The sequence below is a fragment of the Stenotrophomonas rhizophila genome (assembly GCF_003751305.1).
Taxonomy (GTDB): domain Bacteria; phylum Pseudomonadota; class Gammaproteobacteria; order Xanthomonadales; family Xanthomonadaceae; genus Stenotrophomonas; species Stenotrophomonas rhizophila_B.
On sequence record NZ_RJKV01000002.1, the window covers coordinates 392,503 to 418,937 of the forward strand.

Below are 26,435 nucleotides of genomic sequence, written 5' to 3' on the forward strand. Positions count from 1 at the left end.
TTGCCCAAGCCCTGGAGTGCCATGTCCCGCGATCTGTCGTTGTACCCGGAAGATGAGAATGGCGATGTGCTCTGGAACATGCTGCAGGATGGCGACGATCTGTCGATTCCGCGCGAGGTGGATTTCGCGCTGATCTTCCCGACCCAGGATGTGGCGATCGCCTTTGCCGTGCACCTGCTCAAGAACGACCAGAAGGTGTCCTTCGCTGCCTACGAGGGCAACGAAGAGTACCCGTGGCAGGTGGTGGTGCATCCACTGATGCTGCCGACCCACCAGAACATCGCCGGCTTCGAAGGTCTGCTGGCCAGCGAGGCGGTCTCCTACAGCGGCCAGGTCGATGGCTGGGGATGTCTGTCGCAGGGATGATCAGGGCGTGGGCGGTCGTTTCGGCCGGCGATCGTCCTGTGCATCGCCGAAGATGATCCGCGCGCTGCGCTGGTAGCTCCAGTACGCCACCGCCCAGTTCAGCAGCACCACCACGCGGTTGCGGAAGCCGATCAGGAAGAACACGTGCGCGGCCAGCCAGAACCACCAGGCCAGCACGCCGGAGAGCTGCAGCCGGCCGAGGTGGACGATGGCGGCCATGCGGCCGATGGTCGCCAGGTTGCCGAAGTCCTGGTACTTGAACGGACCCGGCGCGGGCTTGCCGGCCAGACGCGCCTGGATCGTGGTGGCCACATGCTTGCCCATCTGCTTGGCCGCCGGCGCAACGCCGGGCACCGGCTTGCCGTCGGCCTGGCTCAGTGCGGCCAGGTCACCGGCAACGAAGATCTCCGGGTGGCCCTCCAGCGTGAGGTCAGGCTGCACCGGCACGCGGCCGGCGCGGTCCAGTGGCACGTCCAGCGTGCGCGCCAGCGGTGAGGCGGCGACACCGGCGGCCCAGACCACGGTGCGGGCCTCGACGAAGCGCTCGCCGAGCTGGAAGCCTTCGGCATTGATGTCGCTGACCGGCGTGCCGGTGAGCACTTCCACGCCGAGCTTTTCCAGCTGACGGCGGGCCTTGAGCGAGAGCACCTCGGGGAAGGTGGACAGCACGCGCGGGCCGGCTTCGATCAGGCGGACCTTGGCCGAGGCGGGATCGATATGGCGGAACTCATTGCGCAGCGTGTGCCGCGCGATCTCGGCCAGGGTGCCGGCCAGTTCCACGCCGGTGGGGCCGCCACCGACCACGGCGAAACTCAGCCACGCCGCTTTGCGCGCCGGATCGGGTTCGGCCTCGGCGCGCTCGAAGGCGAGCAGCAGCTTGCGGCGCAGCGCGATGGCATCGTCCAGCGTCTTCAGGCCCGGCGCATCGGCGGCCCATTCGTCGTGGCCGAAGTAGGCATGGGTGGCGCCGGTGCATAGCATCAGGGTGTCGTAGGTAATCTGCGTGCCATCGGCCAGCGTCGCCGTGCGCGCGGCCTTGTCGATGTCGGTCACTTCACCCAGGCGCACTTCGACATTGCGCTGGTGACCGAGGATGTGGCGCAGCGGCGCGGCGATATCCGGCGCGGACAGGCCTGCGGTGGCCACCTGGTAGAGCAGCGGCTGGAACAGATGATGGTTGCGACGGTCCACCAGGGTGATGCGCACGTGCGCCGAGGCGAGGGCACGGGTGGCCCAGAGGCCGGCAAAACCGCCACCGATGATGAGCAGGTGGGGCGTGGGATCGCGGGTCATGCTTCACTCCTTGGCGGGCGCCGGCGGGGGGCGGCGCAGGTCGTCTCGTGATGCGGCCCATGGTCGCACGTGAAGCGCGATGTTCACGTCGATGGCCGATACTGGGTTCAGGGGCCATCGCGCTTGCCCGATGGCTGATCCGATCCTGCCCAGGAGACCGAGATGTCCGAACCGGAAAAGCGCATCGCCCTGTTGATCGATGCCGACAACGCGCCCTCATCCAAGATTGATGCGGTGCTGGCCGAAGTGGCTCGCTATGGCGTGGCCAATGTCCGCCGTGCCTACGGCAACTGGAAGAGCCCGCGGTTGAAAGGGTGGGAATCGGTGCTGCACGAGTACGCGATCCGCCCCATCCAGCAGTTCGCCTACAGCCGCGGCAAGAACGCTTCGGACATGGCGATGGTGATCGACGCGATGGACATGCTGTACGCCCGCAATCTGGATGGCTTTGCGATCGTCTCCAGTGATGCCGACTTCACCCCGCTGGTGATGCGCCTGCTGACCGACGGGGTGAAGGTGTACGGCTTCGGCGAGAAGAAAACGCCTGAGCCATTCGTCAACGCGTGCTCGAAGTTCACCTACATCGAAGCCCTGGGTCAGCCGCATGCGGCCGATCAGGAGGTGGAGCAGGACAACGAGGAAACCCGCCCGCGCAAGAGTGGCCCGGAGCTGCGCAATGACACCCGGCTGGTGCAGATGCTGCGCCGCGCGGTGACCTCGGCCGAAGCCGAGGATGGCTGGTCACACCTGGGGCCGGTCGGCAGCCAGATCGGCAACCAGGCCTCCTTCGATTCGCGCAATTACGGGTACGGAAAACTCAGCGATCTGCTGGCCGCGACCGGTCTGTTCGAGATGAAGAAGGACGGCAAATCGACCTATGTGCGCGCGCTGCCGAAAAAGAGTGCGGCGAAGGCGGCGAAGTAACAGCCCGCCGTTGGGCGTATCGTATCCGCACCGCGCGACCCGTGCCGCGCATCGCCCGATACGAGAGTCCGATCATGCTGAAAATCTGGGGCCGTCGCAATTCCAGCAACGTGCGCAAAGTGCTGTGGTGTGCCGAGGAGATCGGGGCACCCTACGAGTCGATCGAGGTCGGCGGTGCATTCGGTGGCACGCAGTCGCCGGAATACCGCGCGATGAATCCGAACGGGCTGGTGCCAGTGATCGAGGACCAGGGCCTGCCGCTGTGGGAATCCAACACGATCGTGCGCTATCTCTGCGCGCGCTACGCGCTGGGCACGCTGTACCCGGAAGACGTGGTGGCGCGCGCGCAGTCGGAGAAGTGGATGGACTGGACCACCTCGACCTTCGCCGGCGTGTTCCGCGATCTGTTCTGGGGCACGTTGCGGACCGCGCCTGCTGATCGGGACGAGGCGCGCATCGCTGCCGCACTGGTGCGCTCGGGCGAGTTGCTGGCGATGGCCGATGAGGCCTTGTCGCGGCAGCCGTATCTGTCCGGTGAGCAATTCGCGATGGGCGATATCCCGTTGGGTGCCTTCATCTATGCCTGGTTCGAGATGCCGATCCAGCGGCCGGACCTGCCGCATCTGGCCGCGTGGTACGAACGGCTGAAGCAGCGGCCGGCGTATCAGCGTGGGGTCATGACGGAGTTGACCTGATCGGGTTGCCGGCCAGCGGCCGGCACTACCTCGTGCCGACCAACGGTCGGCACCTGCCGGCCTAGTACAGATCCATCGGATCCACATCCAGCGACCAGCGCACCTTGCGTGCCTGCGGCAGCGCGGAGATCTGCGGCGTCACCTGATCCAGCACGCCATGCAGTGGGCGTCGCGCGGGTGAGGACAGCAGCAGCTGGGTGCGCTGGTAGCCGGCGCGGCGGGGCATCGGTGCCGGCATCGGGCCGTAGCGCTCCACGGCGGCATCGTCGGGAATCAAGGCGCGTACGGCGCTGAGCATCGCGTTGGCATGCTCCACCTGCTGTGCTTCGGCACGCAGCAGCGCCAGATGCGCGAACGGCGGGAAACCGGCCGCCTCGCGCTGCTGCAGTTCCGCATCGGCAAAGGCGTGGTAGCCGCCGTTGACCAGCGTCTCCAGCAGGGGATGCCCCGGGTGGTGGGTCTGCAGCCAGACCTCGCCGGCATCCACCGCACGCCCGGCGCGGCCGGCGACCTGGATCAGCTGCTGCGCGAGTTTTTCACTGGCGCGGAAGTCGGCCGAGAACAGGCCTTCATCGATGCCGACCACCACCACCAGGGTCAGCTTCGGCAGGTCGTGACCTTTGGCGAGGATCTGCGTGCCGACCAGAATCCCCGCGCGATCGCCGAGCGAGGCCAACTGGGTTTCCAGCGCATCCCGCTTGCCGGTGGTGCCGCGGTCGATGCGGATCACCGGGAACTCCGGGAAGGCCTCGACCAGGTGTTCTTCCAGCCGCTCGGTCCCGATGCCCTGCGGCTGCAGCGCCAGGCTGCCGCAGTCCGGGCACGCCAGCGGCGCGGACTGGCGCGCACCGCAGTGGTGGCACTGCAGGCGGCGGCCGCCGGCATGCACGGTCATCGGCGCATCGCAGCGCTGGCACGGCGCGGTCCAGCCGCAGTCATGGCAGAGCAGCACGGGCGCATAGCCGCGGCGGTTCTTGAACACCAGCACCTGGTGCCCGGCCTGCAGATGCTGCGTGATGCCGGCCAGTACTTCCGGCGAGAGCCCATCGCGCAGCGGGCGTTTACGCACATCCAGCACGCGCACCACCGGCGGACGCGCGGCGCCCGCGCGCTGTTTCAGGCGCAGGTGGGTGTAACGGCCGGCATGCGCGTTGTGCAGCGATTCCAGCGACGGCGTGGCGCTGCCGAGCACGACGGCTACGTCCAGTGCCTTGGCGCGCACCAGCGCAAAATCGCGTGCGTGATAGCGGATGCCGTCCTGCTGTTTGTAACTGCCGTCGTGCTCTTCGTCGATCACGATCAGGCCCGCATTCGGCAGTGGCGTGAACACCGCCGAGCGTGTGCCGACGATGACCTGTGCTTCGCCCCGCGCGGCGGCGGCCCACACGCGGGCGCGCTCGTTGTCGTTCAAGCCCGAGTGCAGCACATGCACCGGAATGCCCAGGCGGTTGCGGAAGCGCGACAGCGTCTGCGGGGTCAGCCCGATCTCCGGCACCAGCACCAGCGCCTGCTTGCCGCGCGCCAGGCAGGCGACGATGGCCTGCAGGTAGACCTCGGTCTTGCCGCTGCCGGTCACCCCATCAAGCAGGAAGGCGGCAAAGCCGTCGGCGGCGGTGATCGCGGCGATCGCCTCGGCCTGTTCGGCGTTGGGCGCGGGGCCGCTGGCCGGCGACGCGACGGCCGGGCTGTGCTCCAGCGCGATCCGTTCGACCAGCTCGCGCTTGGCCAGCGAGCGCGCGGCGCTGCGCCAGTCGTCCATCAAGGTATCCAGGCGGTCTTCGTTCACCACGCCCTCGGCCAAGCACGCTGCCAGGCGTTGCGGGCGGGTACCGCTGCGCAGTTTGGGCTGCGGGTCGTGGCCGGCGGCCGTCAGCTGCCAGCCCCACTGATGGGTGTCCGGCACGGCCTCACCCCGCCGCAGCGGACCGGGCAGGGCCGTACTGATCACTTCGCCCAGCGGGGCATGGGTGTAGCGCGCCAGCCACTGCAGCGAGCGCCACAGCTCACCGGTCACCAGCGGCGTGGTGTCGATCCACTCGATCGCGGCGCGCAGGCTGCCGGGGTCTTCGACCTGGCCGATCCCGGCCACCACGCCGACCAGCTCCCGGGAGCCGAACGGCACCCGGACCCGTTGCCCGGTCATCCCCGGGTCCGGGGCCGGCCCGGGCGGCGGGGCGTAGTCGAACAGTTGCGGCAGCGGCACCGGCAGGGCGACGCGCAGGGTCGAAGACGAGGAGGTCATCGGCCCAGTGTAGCGGGCAGGGGCGGACCGGATCACGCCCATTCACCGTCTCAACCGGGTGCGCGCCGAATCATAAATCCCACCTAAATATCCGACTTGATTGGAGATTCAGGCTTATCCACATCTTCTGTGGATAAGTCTGTGCGCCACTGCGTATGTGACCGCCTTGCGTCAGGAACTTCCGACGTTCTGCTCAGGTTGGTCAAAAAATAGCCACGCAACAATGATCAATAAAAACAACAAGATAGCTGTGAAACAAAGTTGAAACAGACTTGACGCGGGGCTCACGTGTGGTTCTACCCCGGTTTTACGTGGTGCTGTGCACAACCTTTTGCGCCGGAAGGCTTTGCGGACCGTGGCCGCTCACAGGAAATGAACATCCGCGCGCCGCTGGAGTGACGCAATCGCTATCATTTCCACACAATGATGGAGTTGCTATGACGGCTGCGCCCGCCCCCGTTTCTTCTACCGCAGCCGGCGCGCTGTCGGCGTTTCTCCGTGGCGTTGAACGCCGCGCCCTGGTCGTGGCCGAGCTGCAGTGCGGCGACCCGACCGTCGCCGAACAGGCGCTGGTCGCCGTCATGCGTGCCTTCGCCGGGATCGCCAGCGATCTGCCCATGGCCCAGTGGCCGGAGCGGTTCTGGTCGCTGCTGGTACACCGCGCGCCGTTGCGCGAGCCGGCCGGAGGCACCTGGCCCGCGTCGCTGGAGCACCTGGCCGGGCTGGCCGCGCCGGCGCGACTGGCGTTCCTGCTGCGGATCGGTGGGGGGCTGGATGAAGCCGCGGCCGCAAAGATCCTGGATCTGCCGATGGCCGACTACCAGCACGCACTGGCCGATGCCTGTCCGCGCGATGCCCATGGCAACCCCGATGCCGCTGGCTGGCGTGCGCTGGCAGAGCAGGTGCAGTTGCGTATCCGTGACCTGCCGGCGAGCCGCCTTCAGCGCCTGCAGCAGCCGGTGGCCGCGCCGGCCAGCCAGCAGCCCGATGCTGCCTCCTGGCGCACCCCGGTCAAATCCGATGCGCCCACTCCGCGCCGCCCGGTCAAGCGCCCGCGCGGCCGTCGCTTCCCGTGGAAGGGGGTGCTGATCGTCGCGGTCACGGTTGGCGTACTGCTCGGCGGGGCGGCATGGTGGAAGCACGCCGGCCAGGCCGATGAGCCCACGGCGGACACACCGGAAGGCGCGGTTGCCGATGCCGGCCAGGTCACCGTGGAGGAGCTGCCGGCCGATGACCTGCCGACCGTGGCCCCGACCGCCTCGCCTTTCGCCGCCACGGACGCGGCGATGCTGGCCGATCCGGACCTGCCGACCGCCCGCGATGCCGATCTGTACGCTTGGTTTGCTGCTGGCGGGCCGGTACCGGTGGACGAATCGCAGGCCCAGCCGAGCCGCCCTGAACCCGCTACCGCCGGCCTGGAGACGGCTGCCGCCGATGAGTAAGCCTGCCTTCCTGCTGATCGCCCTTGGGCTCGCCAGTGCGGCCAGCGCCGCCCCCAACCGGGTCGAGGTGCCGCTGGCGGTGCCGGCCCCGCCCAGCGCCACCGCGCCGGCGATCCCGGCCACCCCCGCCGCGCTGGATCCGGCCCAGCTGCGCGAGCTGCGCAGCCGCTACGCGGCCTGGCAGGCCATGACCGAAAGCGAGCGTGCCCGTGTCCGTGCCGCGGCGGCCCGCGTCGCAGCGCTGCCGCCGGCGCAGCAGCAGGCGCTTCGCCAGCGCTTCGCCGAACAGGACCAGCGCTTCCGCGACGGCTGGCTGCTTGGCCCGCAGCTCGGGCATGAGTTCACCAAACTGCAGGGCCTGTTCGGCTATCTGCCGGCCGAACAGCGCCCCACCGCGCTGGCGGTGCTGCGCCAGCTCACGCCCTCCCAGCTCACTCAGCTGACCCTGGTCGCACAGCGCACTCCACCGCAGGACCGCGATCGCGTACGCGCCGAATTCCTGGGCGTGGCCCCGGGTGCGCGTGACACCTGGCTGCGCGAGCACGTCGGCCACTGACGGCATCGCCCCGTTTACCTGAAAGCGCGGCTTTTCCCCGGCCGCGCGCGTAAGATATCGGGCCGCAACCCGGTGCCTGTGCCCTCCGCGCGCGACCGTAGTTGCTGTCTGTGACGTCCATGTCTACCGCTTCCTCCACGCCGCGCCTCTCCCGGGAAGTGCGCGCCACCGGTCTGCTCGCGCTGCCGCTGGTTCTGGGCCATGTCTCCACCGGCCTGATCTCCTTCGTCGACAACGTGATCGCCGGTCACCACGGCACCGACACGCTCGCCGCCGTCACCATCGGCACGGCGCTGCTGTGGCTGCCGATGCTGATCCCGATCGGCACCCTGATCTCGCTGACCGCCTCGGTCTCGCAGCTGCACGGTGCTGGCCGCGAGCGCGAGATCGGCCCCCTGTTCCGCCAGGCGTTGTGGCTGGCGCTGGGCCTGGGCCTGATCATGTTCACCTTCCTCACGGTGGTGCCGCCGTTGCTGCCGGCGTTCGGCATCGCGCCGGACATCGTGCCCGGCGCGACCGCGTTCCTGCATGCCGTGCGCTGGCGCGGCCCGGCGCTGACGCTGTACTTCTGCATGCGCTACCTCAGCGAGGGGATGCACTGGACGCTGCCGACGATGCTGCTCGGCTTTGGGGGCCTGCTGGTGCTGGCGCCGCTGGGCTACGTGCTCTGCTACGGCAAGCTCGGCTTCCCCGAGCTGGGCGCCGAAGGCCTGGGCATGGCCTCGGCGATCATGATGTGGCTGCAGGCGCTGTGCTTTGCGGGCTATCTCTGGAAGACCAAGCGTTTCGCCCATCTGCAGCTGTTCGCGCACTTCGAGGCGCCGCGCTGGAGCGCGATCTGGGACCTGCTGCGGACCGGCCTGCCGATCGGCATCACCGTGCTGATGGAAGGTGGGTTGTTCATCGTCACCGCGCTGTTGATCGGGCGCCTGGGTGCGACCGAAGCGGCGTCGCACCAGATCGCCATCAACGTCGCCCAGCTGTGCTTCATGATCCCGATGGGCGTGGCCGAGGCCACCACGGTGCGGGTCGGTCACGCCGTCGGCAGTGGCAACGGGCTGGGCGTGCGCCGCGCGGCGATCGCAGGATTGCTGATCATCCTGGGCACGCAGACCCTGTCCGCGCTGGTGCTGCTGTTCGGCCATGACGCCATCGTTGGCGTTTACACGAACGATCTGGGCGTGGCCGCCCTGGCCTCGACCCTGCTGCTGTATGCGGCCGCGTTCCAGTTCCCGGATGGCGTCCAGGTGCTCTCGGCCGGCGCGCTGCGCGGGCTGAAAGACACCCGCGTGCCGATGTTCATCGCCATGTTCTCGTACTGGGGCCTGGGCATGCCGCTCGGCGCCGGGCTGGGCCTGGGGCTGGGCATGGGCCCGCAGGGCATGTGGCTGGGGCTCATTCTGGGCCTGACCGCCGCCGCCATCCTGATGGCCTGGCGCCTGCGCGTGAGCAGCGCCCGCGCCGGCCTCCCTTCGACACCCTGACTTGTGTCCGATGCCGGCGCGCCCGGCACCGGCTATTCTGGCACCACGGCAAGAAGCCACTTTGGAGTTACCCCCATGAATCAACCCGCGCGTCGCAATCCCGTCGCCAGCTTCTTCATCGGGCTGTGGGATGTGATGAACTTTACCCGCCGGCTCATCCTCAACCTGGTGTTCTTCGGGTTGCTGTTCCTGATCCTGATCGTGTTCATCGTCGCGATGGGCAAGAGCGCGACCTCGAAGACGTCGCTGCAGGACCGCACGACCCTGGTGATCGCACCGGAAGGCCGGCTGGTTGAACAGTTCAGTGCTGATCCGGTCAGCCGCGCGCTGGGCAAGGCGGTGGGCGACAAGAGCGCCGAAGAAATCCAGCTGCGCGATCTGATCCGCGCGCTGGAGGCCGCCAAGACCGACAAGAAGATCGAGCGCGTGGTGCTGGAGCTGGACAAGCTGCAGCCGAGCGGCTTCGCCTCGATGCGCGAAGTGACGGTTGCGCTGCAGGAGCTGCGCGCTGCCGGCAAGCAGGTCGTGGCGTTCAGCGAGAACATGAGCCAGTCGCAGTACCTGCTCGCCTCGCAGGCCAACGAGGTCTACCTCGACCCGATGGGGGGCGTGGTGCTGGAAGGCCTGGGCCGCTACCGCCAGTACTTCCGCACCGGCCTGCAGGACAAGCTGGGCGTGGACGTGCACCTGTTCAAGGTGGGCGAGTACAAGTCGGCCGCCGAGCCGTACGTGCTCGATGCCGCTTCGCCGCAGGCCAAGGAAGCCGATCTGTTCTGGATGAACGATGTGTGGCAGCGCTACCTGGCCGACATCGCCAAGGCACGCAAGTTGGATCCGGCACAGCTGGCCGCCGGCATCGACACCATGCCCGAAGGCATCGCCGCTGCCGGTGGCGACCTGGCCAAGTTCGCCCTGCAGCAGAAGCTGGTGGACGGCCTGAAGACGCGCGAGGAAGTGGATACCCTGCTGACCGAGCGTGGTGTCGCCGATGATGACGCTGACGGTGGTTACCGCAACGTCGATCTGGATGCCTACCTGAGCGTGCTCGATGGCCGTCGTTCGCCGGTCGATTCGCGTCCGCAGGTGGCGGTGATCGTGGCGGCCGGTGAAATCTCCGGTGGCGATCTGCCGGCCGGTCGCATCGGTGGCGAGTCGACCTCGGCGCTGCTGCGTGAAGCACGCGACGACAAGGATGTGAAGGCCGTGGTGCTGCGCGTGAGCTCGCCGGGCGGTGAAGTGTTCGCCTCCGAGCAGATCCGCCGCGAAGTGGTCGCGCTGAAGGAAGCCGGCAAGCCGGTCGTGGTCTCGATGGGCGATCTGGCCGCCTCGGGCGGTTACTGGATCAGCATGAATGCCGATCGCATCTACGCCGACCCGTCCACGATCACCGGTTCGATCGGCATCTTCGGCATGATCCCGAACGTGGCGCGCTCGCTGGACAAGATCGGCGTGCATACCGATGGCGTGGGTACCACCCGCTTCGCCGGCGCGTTCGACATCACCCGCCCGATGGACCCGGCCGTGGGCCAGGTCATCCAGTCGGTGATCAACAAGGGCTACGCCGATTTCACCGGCAAGGTCGCCGCCGCGCGCAACAAGCCGGTGGAAGCGGTTGATGAAGTCGCCCGCGGTCGCGTGTGGAGCGGTGCGCAGGCCAAGGAACGTGGCCTGGTCGATGACTTCGGCGGTCTGAAGGCTGCCGTGGCCGACGCCGCCAGCCGTGCCAAGCTGGGTGCGGATGACAAGTTCCGCGTGCGCTACATCGAGAAGGGCGCGACCCCGTTCGCGCAGTTCCTCAGCGGCTTCGCCGGCAGTCATGCCGGTGCCTGGATGCTGGGCGAATCGGGCATGGCCCGCCTGATGCTGGCCCGTTCGATGCCGGAGCTGGACACCCAGCTGCGCTTCGTCGAAGAGGCTGCACGCGATCCGCGCAACAACGCCGCGCCGGTCAAGACGCTGGTGTACTGCTTCTGCGGTCTGTAAGCGGCATCAGCGGTTCGGTGTGACACAAGAACGCCCGGCCTGTGCCGGGCGTTCTGCTATCTGGTCGCTGGGCTCACGGCCGGGGCGGGGTGTCGCCGCCGGTGGCGCGGTCCACCTCGGCAGCTTGCGCGTCGGCGGTCTTCTGCAACGTATCGCCCACGCTCCTGGCGCGGTCGATCGGCTGCTGGATGGCCTCGCGCAGTTCGGTGGCCTGCGGTTCCGGCGGTGTATCCGGCGCCGGGGGCACCGGGCGGTTGCAGGCGCTCAGCGCGATCATCGCGAGCAGCGGCAGGGCAGTACGGATCGTCATGGCAACCTCCCTCGTTGAGCGGGTAGCGGAGCATCAGTGTCCCACCGCCTCGCGCATCGCGCGTGACGGCGTCCGGCGTGCCGGCCATCGCGCGTTATCCTATCCGGGCCGCACCATGGGTGCCGCATCCCATGGATCACCGCAGGAGAAGCACGTGAGCGCGCAACGTTGGCGACTGGATGGACAGACCGCATTGATCACCGGCGCCAGTGCCGGCATCGGCTTGGCGATCGCGCGCGAACTGCTGGGCTTCGGTGCGGACCTGCTGATCGTCGGCCGCGATGCCGATGCGCTGGAAATGGCCCGCGACGAACTGGCCGATGCCTTCCCGGACCGCGACATCCATGGCCTGGCTGCCGACGTGTCCGACGACGAGGACCGCCGCGACATCCTGGACTGGGTGGAAGACCACAGCGATGGACTGCACATCCTGGTCAACAATGCCGGTGGCAACATCAGCAAGCCGGCCACCGAATACACCGAAGACGAGTGGCGCGGGATTTTCGAGACCAACCTGTTTTCGGCGTTCGAGCTGTCGCGTTATGCGCATCCGCTGCTGGCGCGGCACGCGGCCTCGGCGATCGTCAACGTCGGCAGCGTGTCCGGCCTGATCCACGTGCGCAGCGGCGCGGTGTATGGCATGACCAAGGCCGCGATGCACCAGATGACCCGCAACCTGGCCGTGGAGTGGGCCGAGGACGGAATCCGCGTCAACGCCGTCGCGCCGTGGTACATCCGCACCCGGCGTACGTCCGGGCCGTTGTCTGATCCGGACTACTACGACCAGGTGATCGAGCGGACCCCGATGCGCCGTATCGGCGAACCGGAAGAGGTGGCGGCGGCGGTCGGTTTTCTGTGCCTGCCGGCCTCCAGCTACGTCACCGGTGAGTGCATCGCGGTGGATGGCGGGTTCCTGCGCTACGGGTTCTGAGCCGGCCAGCGACCGGCACTGCCGGTCACGGCACCGGGCAATCGCTGTCGGCCAACACCGCTTCCAGACGCGCGCGCTCGGCGGTCGCCGCGGCCTGGTTGTCCGGGGCCGCGAAGCGCTCGCGGCCCCGCGCATCGCGGAAGCGCTGCTGCCAGCCGCTGCATCGCTGTTCCTCCGCCATCGGCTGGCAGGCGTCGCGCACCACTTCGCAGCTCGCCGCATTGCTCGGCGCATGACTGCCCCCCAGGCCGGTAAGGGCCAGCGATTCGCAGCGAGACGGGGCGGGCTCGCGCTCATGCAGGTAGCGGCCGCCATCGGCGGAGACGCACTGATAGATCTCCGGCAGCGGTGGCCTGGGCGGCCCTGCAGCGTCCTGCACGGCCGTGGAGGGCTCAGGGCGCAGCGCAGCGCTGTCGAGCAGACCACTGGCTTCGTCGCCGTCCTGCGGCAGCGGCGGCATGCTGTATTCGGTGGTGGGGGCGGTCGGCGCATTCCCGGTCACGGCCGGGCCACGCACCGGCGCGCTGATCCGCTGGATGCGCTGTTCGCTGCCAGCGGGGCACGCGACGCTCTGGATGGTCAGGCTGCCGCCGGCATCGGTGCAGCGAAAGAACACCGATTCGTCCGCCGCAGCGGGCAGGCTCACCAGCACCATAAGCAGCAGGGACCGTTTCATGCCCCGCCGCAGTCCTGGTCCAGGCGCGCATCGATCCCGCGCTGCTCGCGGGTCAGCGCGTCGCGCTCGCCCTGCAGCGCACTGTTGTAGCGGCGGATCAGGTCCCAGCGCCGGTCCTTCAACCGCGAACAGACTTCATGAGCGGGCAGCGCATGGCATTCGTCGCGCACCAGCACGTTGCCGGCAGGCATCACCACGCTGTTTTCCACGCCGGGGTACGGATAACCGCCACCTTCCCAGTGCGAGCTGCCACCGCCGATGTTGATGCTGCCGCCGACCCGTGAGCCGCTGCCGCTGACGGAGAGCGAGCCGCCGCTGCTGCGCACCGAACCACTGCCCATCGGCGCGATTGGTGGCAGCGGGCGTGACGGTGGATAGCCGCCCGATGGCGGCCTCGGTCCGGGACGATAGGGCAGATAGGCATTGGTCCAGATCGGGACCCAGCGCGGATTACCTTCGTTGCTGTCGCTGACGTAGGTGTCGCCCTCGCTGGTGCTGCACTCGTACATCGGCTGCGGCGGCTGCACGTGCACGTAGCGCACTTCGCGCTCGGGCGCTCGCGGTGCAGGCGCCGGGTCGGGCCCGCGGTCGCTGCGTACCACGCGCGGGGCGGGATCGCGCGGGCGCTGCAGGTCGCGCACTTCCTGCCGGCCTTCGCGGCACGGTGCGTCCTGCAGCGAGACGGCGCCACTGCTGCCGACGCAGCGATACACGCGCACGTTGTCGCTCTGCGCCGCCGCAGGCACGACAGGGCTCAGCAGTGCGGACAGGAACAAGCACAGGGCAGGGCGCAGGGTCATGCGCTCAGTGTGCGGGTTTGCTCCCCGCCACGCAAAAGCCGGCTCAGCTGCGCAATACCTGGCCGCTGAGCGCATCGCGGATCGGCGTGGGCTGTGCCAGGCCACCGGTCTGGCCATCGATCAGGCCATCGAGCATTGCCAGCAGGCGCGGGTCCAGTTCGGCGCGTGTGCGTGCCGGCGGCTCGCCGGCGAGGTTGGCACTGGTGGAGACCAGGGGGCCTCCCCAAGCGCGGCACAGCGCGGCGACCAGGGGGTGCGCGCTGATGCGCACCGCGATGCCGCTGTGCTCGCCGGTGATCCAGCGCGGCGCACGTTCGCCGGCGGGCAGGATCCAGGTATTGGCGCCGGGCCAGCTGGCCAGCACCGCGCCTTGGCGATCCAGCGGCAGCGCGTCCATCCGTACCCAGCCGTCCAGCTGGGCGGGATCGGCGGCGACCAGGATCATCCCCTTCTCGACCGGCCGTTGTTTGAGCTGCAGCAGCTTCATCACCGCCGCTTCGTGCGCGGGATCGCAGCCCAGGCCCCAGACGGCTTCGGTGGGATAGGCGATCACCCCGCCGGCGCGCAGCGCAGGCAGGGCAGTGTCCACAGTGAGTTCGTTCATGACAGGCGGGCCGGATGCATGGCCCGCATTATCCTCCCGCCGTGGCGGGAGGGGTCAACCAAGGCGATCAGGAGGCCTTTTTGACGGCCTTCTTCACGGCTTTCTTGGCCACCTTTTTGGTTGCCTTCTTTGCCGTGGCCTTCTTGGCGACCTTCTTCACCGCGGCCTTCTTGGTGGCGGTCTTCTTGGTCGCGTCGCCAGTGGCCGCTTTCTTGGCCGGTGCCTTCTTGGCCACGACCTTCTTGGCGGCCTTCTTGCCGAAGCCCTTGCGCACCGGCTTGCCGGTGTCTTCCATCAACTTCTGCACTTCGGCCAGGGTCAACGAGGCGGGCTCACGATCCTTCGGGATCTTGCCGTTCATCTTGCCGTCGCTGATGTACGGGCCGAACCGACCGTTCAGCACCTGGATTTCGCTGCCCTCGAACTCCTTGATGATCCGGTTGCGCGCGATCTCTTCCTTCTCTTCGATCAGGAACACGGCGCGGGCCAGATCGATGGTGTACGGGTCGTCTTCCTTCTTCAGCGAGGCATAGGTGCTGCCACGCTTGGCGAACGGACCGAAGCGACCGATGCCGACGCTGACGTCCTCCTCCTTGTCCTGGCCGAGCGCACGCGGCATCAGGAACAGCTCCAGCGCGTCTTCCAGGGAGATGGTGTGCATCGACTGGCCGGGGCGCAGCGAGGCGAACTTGGGCTTGTCCTCGGCGTCCTCGGCGGTGCTGCCGATCGCCGCGTACGGCCCGAAACGGCCCAGGCGCACGCTGACCGGCTTGCCGGTCTTGGGATCGGTGCCGAGCTCGCGCGCGCCACTGGCCTCGGCGCGGTCGACCGATTCGTTCTTTTCGCCGACCAGCTTGTGGAAGGGTTCCCAGAACCGCGCCATCAGCGGGATCCAGTCTTCCTCGCCACGCGACACCGCATCGAGCTCATCTTCGAGCTTGGCGGTGAAGTCGTAATCCACGTACTGGGTGAAGTGGCTGGACAGGAACTTGGACACTGCACGGCCGACGTCGGACGGGCGGAAGCTGCGGCCTTCCATCTCCACGTACTTGCGGAACAGCAGGGTCTGGATGATCGAAGCGTAGGTCGAGGGGCGGCCGATGCCGTACTCCTCGAGCGCCTTGACCAGTGCCGCTTCGGTGAAGCGCGGCGGCGGCTGGGTGAAGTGCTGTTCGGCCAGGATGCGCTCGAGCGGCACGCGGTCGCCGGGCTTCATCGCCGGCAGCTTGCGGCCTTCATCGTCGTCCTCGGCACTCTTGTTGTCCTTGCCTTCCTCGTACACGGCCAGGAAGCCGGGCACGACCACGGTGGTACCGCTGGCGCGGAACACGTGCTCGCTGCCGGCCGACAGGTCCACGCTGACGGTGTTGAGCGTGGCCGGGATCATCTGGCAGGCGACGGCGCGCTTCCAGATCAGCTCGTACAGCTTGCGCTCGTCGTCGGTGAGGAAGCGCGCCACCTGGGCTGGGGTGCGCAGCGCCGAGGTCGGACGCACGGCTTCGTGCGCTTCCTGGGCGTTCTTGGATTTGGTCTGGTAGGTGTTCGGCTGGTCCGGCAGCGAGCCGATGCCGTAATCGCGTGCGATCACGTCGCGGATTTCAGCCAGCGCATCCTGCGAGAGGTTCACCGAGTCGGTACGCATGTACGAGATCAGGCCGACGGTGCCTTCTTCTTCACCGATCGCCATGCCTTCATACAGCTTCTGCGCGACCTGCATGGTCTTGCGCGTAGTGAAACCGAGCTTGCGCGAGGCTTCCTGCTGCAGCGTGGAGGTGGTGAACGGCGGTGCCGGGCGGCGCTTGCGCTCCTTGCTGACCACATCAGTGACGTGCAGGGCGCCCTGGGCGGCCTGCTGGATGCGCATGCGCGCGGCTTCGGCGGTGTCGCCGTCGGTCACGGTGAACTGTTCGAACTTCTGCCCGTCCAGCTTGATCAGGCGCGCATTGAAGTGCTGCGAGGGATGCGCGCACAGCGCATCGATGCTCCAGTACTCGCGGGCGATGAAGGCTTCGATCTCTTCTTCGCGCTCGACGATCATGCGCAGTGCCGGGCTCTGCACGCGGCCGGCGGACAGACCGCGCTGCACCTTGCGCCACAGCACCGGGGACAGGTTGAAGCCGACCAGGTAGTCCAGCGCGCGGCGCGCCTGCTGGGCATCGACCAGGTCGCCGGCGATCTCGCGCGGGTGGCCCATCGCTTCCTTGATGGCGCGCGGGGTGATCTCGGTGAAGACCACGCGCTGCATCGGCTTGTCCTTGACCAGCCCGCGTTCCTTCAGGATTTCGGCGATGTGCCAGCTGATCGCTTCACCCTCGCGATCCGGATCGGTCGCCAGGAAGATGTCGTCGGCGCCTTTGGCGGCCTTGACGATGGCATCGACGTGCTTTTCGTTCTTCTCGATGAGGTCGTACCGCATCGCGAAGTTGTTGTCGGGGTCGACCGCGCCTTCCTTGGGCACCAGGTCACGCACATGCCCATACGAGGCCAGGACAGTGAAGTCCTTGCCGAGGTATTTGTTGATCGTCTTGGCCTTGGCGGGCGATTCGACGATGAGCAGGTGCTTGGGCATGGCGTCAGGATTCTATGGGCAGGGCCCCGGGGAGGGCCGCTAGGGTGGAGCAAATGGCCGCATTAGTGAAGCGGCGCGGGCGATATACATAAACCGAACGCCCGGGGGTGGGCCGGGCGTTCAGCTTTCTTGCCTATTAGTGGAATCACGCCGGGGCCGCTTGTGTCAAGCGGCCGGGTGTGAGGATTGCCTGGATCAGGACATCGAGGCGATCACGCCGATCATGGCCAGCATCACGCCGAACAGGGCCACCACGGCCAGTGCGGCGATGACCAGGATCACGATGGTGACCGTGCCCAGGCCGCGCTGCTGCAGCTCCGGATGCTCGGTGAAGGCCCACTTGTCGACCACCAGGGTGTCGCACATCATGTCGTGCAGCGCCTGCTTGCGCTCGGTGAAGGCGGCCATGATGAAACCGATCATCAGGATCAGGCTGCTCACGATGGTGGCCAGGTAGCGGCAGAAGGCCCGCAGGAAGCTGATCCGCTCGCCATTGCCGCGCACGACCTTGATGCCGACGGCCATCTTGCCCAGCGTGGCGCCACCGCGCGAGGCGTGGAAGCCGGCGTAATAGCCGATGCTGATCACCATGCTGAGCAGCATCACCACCAGCGTCAGCGCGACCTGGACGCCCTCGTTGCCCGAGCTGACGCCCATCACGTTGATGATCATGCTCAGCGGCAGGGTGACCACGGTCAGCAGGATGTAGTCGATGAAGTAGGCGGCGTAACGTTTCCAGAAGCCGGCATAGACCACCTCCTGGCCACTGACCACGGCGGTGTTGGCATAGCCGGTGGCCGCGGCAGGCGCGGTGTACGGCGAGTAGGTACCACCGCCGGTGCCCGGCAGTGGCGCAGTGCCGTTGTCGATGGCGGTGTAATCGCCGCGCAGGTCGATGCCACTGCCGACCGTGCTGGCCGTACTGGCCAGATGCTGCAGCTGCAGCTCATCGACGGCCTCGGACAGCGGTGCCCACTGCGCGAACCCTTCCCGCCACACCAGCGTGGTCAGGGTGATCTCACCCCGCTGGAAGCGCTGGCGCATGTCGTCTGCGCTCAGCGGTCCCTGACGTTCCTGGCCATCGGCGAAATACCACTCAGTCATTGCTTCAATCCCCTGTTGGGTGCATCCATGGACATCTGTCCGTTATCAGCCGCGGCAATCCTGCGGCAGGTACGTGTCGTCGGGCTCGCCGCTGCATTCCCAGTGCTGCTGCTCACCGTCGTAATCCAGCCACAGCAGCTTGCCGTCCAGCGAGGTGCTGCCGGGTACGGTCAGTTCGGCTTCCACGCCGCAGTGGCCATTGTCGAAACGGCCGATCCGCACGGCGCCGACGGCACCGGCGGCGTAGCTTTCGGCTGGCTGGAAGCCCTCGTCATCGTTGACCGGGCAGCGGCCATGTTCGCTGGCGAACTCGGCCACGGCGGACTTGATCGGGGCCAGCGTGGCGATCGCCTCGGTGGTCTTGCTACGAGCGACATACTCGCGGTATGCCGGTACCGCCAGCACCGCAAGCACGCCGCCGACGATCAGCACCAGCACGGCGAACACAGCCGCGATGATGCCCACGATCGCACAGCCGCTCAGGCCCTTGCGGGGCGGCGGCACGGCGGTAGGGTCGATGCTCGGAGCGGGCGTGATGGGCGCGACGGGCGCGGCAGGCAGTGCCGGCGGGACAGCGGGATCAGGCGTGATCGCCTCCACCGCCTCGGTGGCAGGAGCGATGTCCAGACCGATCTCGGCCGCCACGGATTCCAAGGGCTGCCACTGCGCCATGCCGTCGCGCCACACCAGCGTATCCAGCGCGATGCGGCTGGAACGGTAGAGCGCGATCAACTCGTCAGCAGGCAGCGGACCGCGCTGCTGACTGTTTCCTTCTGCAAAGAACCACTGGTCCACCGGCCCGCTCCTGAATGCGCAAGGCGCTCAGTGTAAGGTCAGTGGAGCGGTTCCGGTTCGTCCACGAACATCTGGGTTTCCATCCAGGCATAGGCGGCTTCGGCACCGGGCTGGTTGAACAGCACCATCAGCACGACCCATTTGAGGTCGTCCAGGTCCAGTTCGTCCTGGTCCAGCGCCATCGCACGGTCCAGCACCAGCTCGCGCTGGCTGGCATCGAGGATGCCGTGCTGCTCCAGGAACATCAAAAAGCCACGGCCTTCCACGTCGAGCTTGTCCAGCTCGGGCCCATGGAAAATCCGTACCGGGCCATTGACGCGGCCCAGCACCACGGCCGGGCGCTGCTCGGCGAGCGCGTCCAGCCAATCGAAGGCCTTGTTGATCTCGGTGGGGCTGAAGCCGGCCTGGATCAGGCCGTTCTGGAGGGAGTCGCGGTCGCGGATGAGATCCGCGTCTTCGCTGAAATAGTGTTCGAACAGGTACAGCAGGACATCCAGAATGCTCTCTTTCATTGCCCCTCGGCCTGCGTCAACGACGCTGTGGAGGTGAAGAAACTAGGGTTTTCGACAGTAGCGACCATAGGCGGCCATTACCTTTCCATCCAGTTCCATGACCAGCAGCATGGCCGACAGCTGAGCCGCCGTCAATCCGCTGCGCTGGATCAAGGAATCCATACCCGTTGGGTCGTCATCCAGGGCTTTCCACAAGCACTGGTAGTCCGGGTCGGTGTAGGAGGGCGCGCGCCCGGGCGCCGGTCGTGCCTGTTCAGTGGGGGCGTCCAGCCGGGTTCGCAAGGCCCCGGCCAGGGTCTGGGCCAGGGCGGTCAGCCCGGCGGTTACCTCGGCCGGTTCTTCCACCAGCGCCGCCCCCTGGCGGATCAGGCGGTGGCAGCCGCGGGCACGCGCGTTGCGGATCGAGCCGGGCAGGGCGAACACCTCCCGCCCGGCCTCGGCGGCGCAGCGGGCGGTGATCAGGGCGCCGGAGCGCTGGGCGGCCTCGATCACCAGGGTGCCCAGGCTGAGCCCGGCAATGATCCGGTTGCGCGCGGGAAAGTGCGCCTGGATGGCCGGCATGCCCGGCGGATATTCGCTCACCACCGCCCCGTTCGCCGCGATGCGGGCATGCAGGGCGGCATGTTGGCGCGGATAGGTCTGCTCCAGGCCGGTGGCCACCACGGCGACGGTCATCCCGCCGGGCACCTGGAGTGCGCCGTCATGGGCCTGCGCGTCCACACCGGTTGCCAGCCCGCTCACCACCGACCAGCCGTCGCGGGCCAGGGCCATGGCAAATGCCTGCGCGTGCTCACGGCCCCCCGCGGTCGGCGAGCGGCTGCCGACCACGGCCACGGCGGGGTGCCAGAGCCGGGCCGGCTCCCCATCCACGAACAGGGCCAGGGGCGGTTCCTCGATCTGGGCCAGCAGGGCCGGGTAGTCGGGATCGGTCAGGCCCAGCAGGTGATGGCGCTGGTCGGCCAGCCACGCCAGTGCGTGCTTCAGGTAAACCACGTCCGGCAGGGCCAGGCGGGCGCACTGGACAGGAGTACAGCCGGCCGCACGCCATGCGCTCGGCCCGGCCCGAAGCGCGGCCCCCGCATCCGGAAACGCCCGCAGCAGGCGCAGGCGGGGTGGCAGGGCACCGCCGGCCAGGACCAGGGTGAGCAGGGCGGTGGACGAGGCAACGCAGGGAATCGGCATCCCGACAGCCTGGGACGCAAACGAGGACGGCGCCCTAGGGCGCCGTCGGAGTGCAACGTCAGATTCTGCCGCGCTTACTGCTTATCGGGATGCAGTGCCGAATAACCGACCTTGACCGGCTTCACACCTTCCATCACCAGCGCGTAGCTGACGTTCTCGAAGGTGCGGAACACCATCGCATGGGCGGCGTACTCGTCCGGCAGGGTGACCCGGCCGGCACCGCTGACCAGCGCATCGTCCATGCGTGACGAGTTCGGGTAGTCCATGCGGTGCGCGACGTGACGACCCTGGCGCCACAGCGAGAACACCGTGCCGTTGTCCACGCCGTTGGCGCTGCCGGCGGAGATCGCGATCACGTCGCGCGGGCCGGCCGAGGTGAAGGTGTCGGCCACGGCCAGCACCCGGACATCCAGATCGGCGGTCTGCGGGGCGGGAACGTGCGGCACGAACTGCAGGTCGTAGGGGCGGGCCTCGACCGGCACCAGCCGGTCGCCGGCGCGGACTTCGCGCCCATCGACCTGGCCCTGCAGCACGACCGAGGTCACCTCGACATCGCCGCTCTGGACGCGGGTCACCGTGCCGACGTTGATCTGGGCCAGCTCGTAGCCCAGCGTCTGGTTGCGCTTGCTCGGCACGATGAAGGTCTTCCAGACGTTGCCGCTGCCAGGCGTGGTGTCGCCACGGGCGTTCAGATCTTCAGTCGGCTTGGGCAGGGCGTACTGCACGGTCGGGCGGACCACGGCGAAACGCTGGCCGACCTGCGCATTCTCCAGGCCCCGCACATAGGCGGTCTGGCCGGTGGTGGCGCGCAGGCGGTTGTCTTCCAGATTGACCACGTAGGGCAGCGACTTGACCTCGTCGACCACGCTGAGCTGCTTCAGGAAGGGCTCGACCTGCTCCAGCGGGACGCCGTTGATCGGGGCCTCCTGGCGCGGGCCGGGCTGGGCCACGACGCGGTCCAGATAGGCCAGGCTGAGCACGTCACCCGGGTAGATCAGGTGTGGATTCTTGACCTGCGGGTTGGCCTGCCAGATCTCCGGCCACAGCCAGGGCTTCTGCAGGAACCGCGCCGAGATGTCCCACAGCGTGTCCCCTTTGCGCACGACATAGGTATCCGGGTGCCCGCCATTCATTTCCACGGCGGTAGCATAGGTAGCGACGGTCAGCATCGCTACGGCGACGACCGTACGAGTTCGTTCAAACATAGATGTGGTGCCTGATTCCCCAACAGGTTCGCGCACTATAGTCCAGAAACCGGGGCGCGGGGCAAGCGTTGGCGATAGAATCGCCCTGTACGCCGCTTCGACCGGCGCCCCCTACCGGTATTTGCCATGGCTCTCCTGCCCATTCTCGAATTTCCCGATCCGCGCCTGCGCACCAAGGCCGCGTTGATGGATGCCGCCGACGTGACCACGCCGGCGTTCCAGACCCTGATCGATGACATGTTCCAGACCATGTACGACGCTCCGGGCATCGGCCTGGCCGCCAGCCAGGTCGACGTGCACAAGCGTTTCATGGTGATCGACGTCAGTGAGGAGAAGGACACCCCGATGGTGTTCATCAACCCGGAGATCGTCGCCAACGAAGGGGGCCAGGTCTATCAGGAAGGCTGCCTGTCGGTGCCGGGCATCTTTGCCGACGTCACCCGCGCCAACCAGATCACCGTGCGCTACCTGGATCGCCACGGCGTGGCCCAGGAACTGACCACCGACGGCGTGCTCGCCGTGTGCGTGCAGCACGAGATGGACCACCTGGACGGCAAGCTGTTCATTGATTACCTCTCGCCGCTCAAGCGCGAGATGGTGCGCAAGAAGCTGGCCAAGCTGCGCAAGCACGTTGCCTGAGGTGATTGCAGCGACCGCCGCGCGGGTTGACCGCGCGACGTGTGCTGTCGCGCGGCGCCGGACATCGGCGCCGTTTTACGTTCTGTTAGTGGGGTCGCCATGAAGATTGTCTTTGCCGGTACGCCGGCGTTCGCCGTGTCCTCGCTGCGTGCCGCAGCCCGCCACCATGAAGTGGTCGCGGTGTACACGCAGCCTGATCGTCCCGCAGGGCGTGGCCGTGGCCTGGCGCCATCGCCGGTCAAGCTGGAAGCGATCGCACGCGGCATCCCGGTGTTCCAGCCGGAAAGCCTCAAGACCCCCGAAGCCCAGCAGCAGCTGCGCGCCCTGCAGCCGGATCTGATGGTGGTGGTGGCCTATGGTCTGATCCTGCCCAAGGCCGTGCTGGCGATCCCGACCCATGGCTGCTGGAACGTGCATGCCTCCCTGTTGCCGCGCTGGCGCGGTGCCGCGCCGATCCAGCGTGCGATCCAGGCCGGCGATTCCGAGACCGGCGTGTGCCTGATGCAGATGGAAGCGGGGCTGGACACCGGCCCGGTGCTGCTCAAGCAGCACATCGCGATCGGCGCCAACGACACCGGCGGTCAGCTGCACGACCGCCTGGCCGCGTTGGGTGAGCAGGTGCTGTCCGATGGCCTGGGCCTGCTGCGTGCCGGCATCAAGCCGATCGCGCAGCCGCAGCCCGAGGCGGGCGTCACCTACGCGCACAAGCTGGACAAGGCCGAAGCCCGCCTGGACTGGTCCGATGATGCCCAGGCGCTGGCCCGTACCGTGCGCGCCTTCAACCCGTGGCCGATCGCCGAGGCGACATTGGCCGGCGAGCGCGTCCGCATCCATGGTGCGATCGCGCTGGAGGACAACCAGGGCAAGGCCCCGGGCACACTGCTGGCCGCCTCGCGCGACGGCATCGACATCGCCTGCGGCCAGGGGGCGCTGCGCCTGCGTGTGCTGCAGCGTGAGGGCGGCAAGGCGATCACCGCCGCCGACTACCTCAATGCCCGTCGTGATCTCGGCGTGGGTGCCTGAGATGACCAACGCGCGTTCCAGCAAGCCTGCAGGCCCCTACACCGCCCATACCGCCCCCGGCGTGCCGACCCGCGTGCTGGCCGCGCGCGTGCTGGCCCAGGTGATCGGCCGCGGCCGTTCGCTCAAGGCCGAACTGGCCACCGCACTGCCGACCCTGGACGACAGCCGCGACCGCGCGCTGCTGGAGGCGCTGTGCTTTGCCGTGCTGCGTCGCCGCGCCGCGTATGACGCCGCACTGGCGCAATGGATGCCGCGGCCACTGAGTGTGCGCGAAGACGAACTGCGCGCGCTGCTGCTGGTCGGCTTCGCCCAGCTCGACGCGCTGGAGCTGCCGGCGCACGCCGCGCTCTCGGCCACGGTCGACGCTGCCCGCGCGATGGGCCGTGATCGCCAGGCCGGCATGGTCAATGCACTGCTGCGCCGCGCCCAGCGCGAAGGCATTCCGCCGCTGCCGGCGCGCGATGCCTTCCCGCTGTGGATGGCTGAGAAGATCGAACAGGATTGGCCGGAGGAGGCCGATGCCGTGTTCAGTGCCAGCCTGCAGGCCGCGCCGCTGTGGCTGCGGGTCAACCGCCAGCACAGCAGCCGCGATGCGATGTTGCAGCAGTTGGAGGCAGCCGGTATCGCGGCCGAGCCATCGAGCATGGGTGCCGACGCGATCTGTCTGCCGGTGCCGGTAGCCGTGTCCGCGCTGCCGGGCTTCGCCGATGGCGCGCTGTCGGTGCAGGATCTGTCTGCCCAGCAGGTGGCCGATGCGCTTGCGCCGCGCCCGGGGTCGCGGGTGCTTGATGCCTGCGCCGCACCGGGCGGCAAGGCCGCACACCTGCTGGAGCGCGATCCCACCCTGCAGCTGCTGGCGTTGGATATCGACGCGCGCCGGCTCAAGCGCATCAGCGAAACGTTCGTGCGTACCGGCGTGGGCCAGCATGCGAAGGTGCTCGCGGGTGACGCGACCGATCCTGCCAGCTGGTGGGACGGGCAGTTGTTCGACACCATCCTGCTCGACGCCCCCTGTTCGGCCACCGGCATCATCCGCCGCCAGCCGGATGTGCTGGCGCATCGCCGCGCGACCGACATCGAGGCACTGATGGCCCTGCAGGCACGCCTGCTGGATGCCTGCTGGACGATGCTTACCCCGGGCGGAACCCTGCTGTATGCGACATGCTCGATCCTGCGCGATGAAAACCAGTTCCAGGTCGAAGCCTTCCTGCAGCGCACCCGTGATGCGGGATTCCTGCCGCTGGGCGAGGCGTATGGCCATGATTCCTGGGCCGGGCGCCAGCGCCTGCCGGGTGAGAACGGTGCTGACGGCTTCTTCTATGCGCGTCTGTTAAAGAAGGGCTGATCCGAACCCGGCTAGAATTCCGCCCCATGCTAAAAAACCGCGCATCCCGAGAGTTCTGGCTGCTTGCCCTGATGGCCCTGCTCGTTCTGGGGGCTGGCCTGGGCATGCGTGATCCGTGGCCGTCCGATGAGCCACGCTTTGCGCTGGTCGCCAAGCAGATGGTGGAGAGCGGCGACTGGCTGTTCCCGCATCGCGGCACCGAGCTGTATTCGGACAAGCCGCCCATGCTGATGTGGTCGCAGGCGACGCTGTACACGCTGATCGGCGATTGGCGCGTGGCGTTCCTGTTGCCCTCGTTGCTGGCCGCGCTGGGGACGCTGGCCTGCGTCTATGATCTCGGCCGCCGCCTGTGGACACGGCGGGTCGGGTTGTACGCGGCGTGGGCGCTGCTGTTCGCGCTGCACTTCACTTTCCAGTCCAAGAAAGCCCAGATCGACCCCCTGGTGGTGTTCTTCATCACCCTGGCCAACTACGGCCTGCTGCGGCACCTGCTCAGTGGGCCGGCGTGGCGATGGTGGTGGCTGGGCTGGTTCGCTGCCGGCCTGGGGGTGATCACCAAGGGCGTGGGGGTGATCGCGCTGCTGATGATCGTGCCGGCCGCGGTGGCATCGCTGCTGGGCTGGCCGCGGGTCAAGCTGCACATCCGCGACTGGCGGTTCTGGGCCGGGCCGCTGGCGTTTCTGCTGGCGATCGCCCTGTGGCTGGTTCCCATGGTGGTGACCGCGCTGGGCAGCGGCTCGACCGAGTACCGCGCCTATCTGGATGACATCCTGTTCCGGCAGACCGCCAAGCGCTATGCGCAATCCTGGGATCACCACCAGCCGTGGTGGTACTTCCTGGGCACGATGCCGTCGATGTGGATCCCGGCCTTCCTGGCGATTCCCTGGGCGATCCCGGCCTGGCGCCGGCGCCTGCAGCGGCGCGATGCGCGCTACCTGCTGCCGTTGGTGTGGTGGCTGCTGATCGTGCTGTTCTTCTCGATCCCCAACGGCAAGCGTGATGTCTACATCCTGCCGGCGTTGCCCATGTTCTGCCTGGCGTTGGCGCCGCTGTTGCCGGGGCTGCTGCGCAAGCGCGCCTTCCAGTGGCTGCTGGGCGGCTTCGTGGCGCTGCTGGCGACCGGCCTGCTGGGCATCGGCATCTCGATGCTGATGGGCCAGCCGGGCTTCGAGCGCAAACTCATCCTCGACCGTGGCATCGATACCGCGGTGACCTCGGGCCTGGGCTGGGTCGCGGTCGCGTTGGGCTGCTGGGCCGTGCTCACCTTGTGCGTGGCCGGGGTGCGGCGCTTCCATCTGGCGGTGGTGGCCACCCTGACCATGGCCTGGGTGGCGTTCGGGCTGATCGGCTATCCCCTGTTCAACGACTCCAGCTCCGCGCGTGGCCTGATGCATCAGGTCGGCGAGCGCATCGGCCCTGATGCCGAGCTCGGTCTGGTGGCCTGGAAAGAACAGAACCTGCTGATGGCGGACCGTAACGCGGCAACCTTCGGCTTCAACCGGCGCTGGGACCGGCAGCTCGCCGATGGCGTTGCCTGGCAGGCGGAACAGCCGCAGCAGCGCTGGCTCCTAGTGCAGGAGGATGCGCTGCTGGCCTGCGTGGACCGTACCAGCGCCGAACTGGCCGGCGTGGCCAACCGTCGGCGTTGGTGGTTGGTAAGGCCGGGTGATATCCATGGCCCGTGCGTGGCCAGTGCCGAGGAACAGGCACGCGAACGCGCGCTGCACCGGATCGATGGCGATGAGTGATTTCTGC

At 67.9% G+C, this 26,435-nt stretch carries 24 protein-coding genes; 12 read left to right on the top strand and 12 right to left on the bottom strand.

Translation table 11 applies throughout. The features are described 5' to 3' along the window. Positions 1-21: 21 nt before the first annotated feature. Entirely contained in the window at positions 22-366 is a 345-nt protein-coding gene (locus tag EDF74_RS10315) for a ribonuclease E inhibitor RraB (RefSeq protein WP_123730046.1), read from the top strand. Here EDF74_RS10315 and EDF74_RS10320 read toward each other — a convergent pair whose 3' ends face one another. Continuing rightward, positions 367-1,659 (bottom strand): NAD(P)/FAD-dependent oxidoreductase, encoded by a 1,293-nt coding sequence (locus EDF74_RS10320; protein WP_123730047.1) that lies wholly within the window; start codon positions 1,657-1,659, stop codon positions 367-369. Positions 1,660-1,821: 162 nt separating this feature from the next. On the opposite strand from EDF74_RS10320, the gene EDF74_RS10325 reads away from it, so the two are divergent. Together EDF74_RS10325 and EDF74_RS10330 are read left to right on the top strand one after the other, a co-directional pair. Beyond that, a complete protein-coding gene (locus EDF74_RS10325; RefSeq protein WP_123730048.1) occupies positions 1,822-2,583 on the top strand; it encodes an NYN domain-containing protein in 762 nt (253 codons plus the stop codon). A 74-nt stretch (positions 2,584-2,657) separates the two neighbouring features. Beyond that, positions 2,658-3,278, top strand: a complete 621-nt coding sequence (locus EDF74_RS10330; protein ID WP_123730049.1) for a glutathione S-transferase family protein — start codon at positions 2,658-2,660, stop codon at positions 3,276-3,278. 61 nt (positions 3,279-3,339) lie between these two features. Here EDF74_RS10330 and EDF74_RS10335 read toward each other — a convergent pair whose 3' ends face one another. Beyond that, the gene (locus EDF74_RS10335; protein WP_123730849.1) at positions 3,340-5,520 is read right to left on the bottom strand and encodes a primosomal protein N'; all 2,181 of its coding nucleotides are present in this window, start codon (positions 5,518-5,520) and stop codon (positions 3,340-3,342) included. 437 nt (positions 5,521-5,957) lie between these two features. Between EDF74_RS10335 and EDF74_RS10340 the strand changes: the two genes are divergently transcribed. The 4 genes from EDF74_RS10340 to sppA all read left to right on the top strand — a co-directional run bounded on the left by EDF74_RS10340 (position 5,958) and on the right by sppA (position 10,985). After that, a complete protein-coding gene (locus EDF74_RS10340; RefSeq protein WP_123730050.1) occupies positions 5,958-6,962 on the top strand; it encodes a hypothetical protein in 1,005 nt (334 codons plus the stop codon). Further along, a complete protein-coding gene (locus EDF74_RS10345; protein ID WP_123730051.1) occupies positions 6,955-7,518 on the top strand; it encodes a DUF3106 domain-containing protein in 564 nt (187 codons plus the stop codon). Before EDF74_RS10340 ends, EDF74_RS10345 begins: the two co-directional genes overlap by 8 nt. Before the next feature lie 119 nt (positions 7,519-7,637). After that, positions 7,638-9,002 carry an MATE family efflux transporter gene (locus EDF74_RS10350; protein WP_428999151.1) on the top strand — a complete coding sequence of 455 codons (1,365 nt, stop codon included), beginning with the start codon at positions 7,638-7,640 and terminating at the stop codon, positions 9,000-9,002. Positions 9,003-9,077: 75 nt separating this feature from the next. Next, positions 9,078-10,985: a signal peptide peptidase SppA gene (gene sppA / locus EDF74_RS10355; protein WP_123730052.1), complete on the top strand. Its 1,908-nt coding sequence runs from the start codon at positions 9,078-9,080 to the stop codon at positions 10,983-10,985. Between the two features lie 73 nt (positions 10,986-11,058). Here sppA and EDF74_RS10360 read toward each other — a convergent pair whose 3' ends face one another. After that, entirely contained in the window at positions 11,059-11,295 is a 237-nt protein-coding gene (locus EDF74_RS10360) for a hypothetical protein (protein WP_123730053.1), read from the bottom strand. A gap of 154 nt (positions 11,296-11,449) precedes the next feature. On the opposite strand from EDF74_RS10360, the gene EDF74_RS10365 reads away from it, so the two are divergent. Next, positions 11,450-12,226 (top strand): SDR family oxidoreductase, encoded by a 777-nt coding sequence (locus EDF74_RS10365; RefSeq protein ID WP_123730054.1) that lies wholly within the window; start codon positions 11,450-11,452, stop codon positions 12,224-12,226. Positions 12,227-12,251: 25 nt separating this feature from the next. Here the strand turns inward: EDF74_RS10365 and EDF74_RS10370 are convergent, their stop codons facing one another. From EDF74_RS10370 to EDF74_RS10410, 9 genes are all read right to left on the bottom strand, one after another. Next, positions 12,252-12,902, bottom strand: coding sequence for a hypothetical protein (locus EDF74_RS10370; RefSeq protein ID WP_123730055.1), 651 nt, complete (start codon positions 12,900-12,902; stop codon positions 12,252-12,254). Next, the gene (locus EDF74_RS10375) at positions 12,899-13,696 is read right to left on the bottom strand and encodes a DUF4124 domain-containing protein (RefSeq protein WP_428999170.1); all 798 of its coding nucleotides are present in this window, start codon (positions 13,694-13,696) and stop codon (positions 12,899-12,901) included. The genes EDF74_RS10370 and EDF74_RS10375 overlap by 4 nt, the downstream gene beginning before the upstream one ends. 49 nt (positions 13,697-13,745) lie before the next feature. Further along, complete coding sequence (locus tag EDF74_RS10380; RefSeq protein WP_123730057.1) at positions 13,746-14,306, bottom strand: Sua5/YciO/YrdC/YwlC family protein; 561 nt, start codon at positions 14,304-14,306, stop codon at positions 13,746-13,748. A 67-nt stretch (positions 14,307-14,373) separates the two neighbouring features. Then, the gene (locus EDF74_RS10385) at positions 14,374-16,875 is read right to left on the bottom strand and encodes a DNA topoisomerase I (RefSeq protein ID WP_123730058.1); all 2,502 of its coding nucleotides are present in this window, start codon (positions 16,873-16,875) and stop codon (positions 14,374-14,376) included. 195 nt (positions 16,876-17,070) lie between these two features. Next, positions 17,071-17,979: an RDD family protein gene (locus EDF74_RS10390; RefSeq protein WP_123730059.1), complete on the bottom strand. Its 909-nt coding sequence runs from the start codon at positions 17,977-17,979 to the stop codon at positions 17,071-17,073. A 45-nt stretch (positions 17,980-18,024) separates the two neighbouring features. Continuing rightward, positions 18,025-18,774 carry a pilin gene (locus EDF74_RS10395; RefSeq protein ID WP_123730060.1) on the bottom strand — a complete coding sequence of 250 codons (750 nt, stop codon included), beginning with the start codon at positions 18,772-18,774 and terminating at the stop codon, positions 18,025-18,027. A 38-nt stretch (positions 18,775-18,812) separates the two neighbouring features. Then, entirely contained in the window at positions 18,813-19,286 is a 474-nt protein-coding gene (locus EDF74_RS10400; protein WP_088433666.1) for a DUF494 family protein, read from the bottom strand. Between the two features lie 42 nt (positions 19,287-19,328). Further along, on the bottom strand, positions 19,329-20,468 hold the full coding sequence (dprA, locus tag EDF74_RS10405) for a DNA-processing protein DprA (RefSeq protein ID WP_123730061.1): 1,140 nt from the start codon (positions 20,466-20,468) through the stop codon (positions 19,329-19,331). 74 nt (positions 20,469-20,542) lie between these two features. Further along, positions 20,543-21,673, bottom strand: a complete 1,131-nt coding sequence (locus tag EDF74_RS10410) for a LysM peptidoglycan-binding domain-containing protein (protein ID WP_123730062.1) — start codon at positions 21,671-21,673, stop codon at positions 20,543-20,545. 126 nt (positions 21,674-21,799) lie between these two features. On the opposite strand from EDF74_RS10410, the gene def reads away from it, so the two are divergent. From def to EDF74_RS10430, 4 genes are all read left to right on the top strand, one after another. Continuing rightward, on the top strand, positions 21,800-22,312 hold the full coding sequence (def, locus tag EDF74_RS10415; protein ID WP_123730063.1) for a peptide deformylase: 513 nt from the start codon (positions 21,800-21,802) through the stop codon (positions 22,310-22,312). A gap of 99 nt (positions 22,313-22,411) precedes the next feature. After that, positions 22,412-23,335, top strand: a complete 924-nt coding sequence (gene fmt, locus EDF74_RS10420; RefSeq protein ID WP_123730064.1) for a methionyl-tRNA formyltransferase — start codon at positions 22,412-22,414, stop codon at positions 23,333-23,335. Position 23,336: 1 nt separating this feature from the next. Beyond that, entirely contained in the window at positions 23,337-24,680 is a 1,344-nt protein-coding gene (gene rsmB, locus EDF74_RS10425) for a 16S rRNA (cytosine(967)-C(5))-methyltransferase RsmB (RefSeq protein WP_123730851.1), read from the top strand. Positions 24,681-24,706: 26 nt separating this feature from the next. Next, positions 24,707-26,428: an ArnT family glycosyltransferase gene (locus tag EDF74_RS10430; protein WP_123730065.1), complete on the top strand. Its 1,722-nt coding sequence runs from the start codon at positions 24,707-24,709 to the stop codon at positions 26,426-26,428. Positions 26,429-26,435: the final 7 nt, after the last annotated feature.